This is a genomic window from Streptomyces sp. FH025, from assembly GCF_017427025.1.
Taxonomy (GTDB): domain Bacteria; phylum Actinomycetota; class Actinomycetes; order Streptomycetales; family Streptomycetaceae; genus Kitasatospora.
In genome coordinates, this window is record NZ_JAFLNG010001255.1 from 1 (window position 1) to 593 (window position 593).

At 73.7% G+C, this 593-nt stretch carries 1 protein-coding gene; it reads left to right on the forward strand.

The features are described from left to right. Positions 1 to 593 (forward strand): amidohydrolase family protein (locus J0670_RS38750; RefSeq protein WP_207817452.1); only part of this gene is annotated, 593 nt, incomplete at both ends.

Here is a 593-nt window from a genome sequence, read left to right on the forward strand (position 1 = left end):
CCCGGCTTCGTGGACCTGCACGTCCACGGCGGCGGCGGCGCCTCCTACGCCTCCGGCATCGCCGAGGAGGCCCTGCTCGCCGCCCGCACCCACCTGGAACACGGCACCACCACCACGGTCGCCTCCACCGTCACCGGCGAGATCGACGAGGTCGCCCGCCAGGCCGCCGTCCTCTCCGAACTCGTCGAGGACGGCGTCCTGGCCGGCATCCACTTCGAGGGCCCGTTCATCTCGCACAACCGCTGCGGCGCCCACCGCCCCGACCTGCTGCGCGACCCCGATCCGGCCCTGGTCCGCAAGCTGGTCGACGCCGCCCGCGGCCACGCCAGGATGGTCACCCTCGCCCCCGAGCTGCCCGGCGGCCTGGACTCCGTCCGGATGCTCGCCGACCTCGGCGTGATCGCCGCCGTCGGCCACACCGACTCCGACTACTCCACCACCCTCGAAGCGATCGAGGCCGGAGCGACCGTCGCCACCCACCTGTTCAACGCGATGCCCGGAATCGCCCACCGCGCCCCCGGCCCGATCGTCGCCCTCCTGGAGGACGAGCGGGTCACCGTCGAGCTGATCAACGACGGCGTGCACCTGCACCC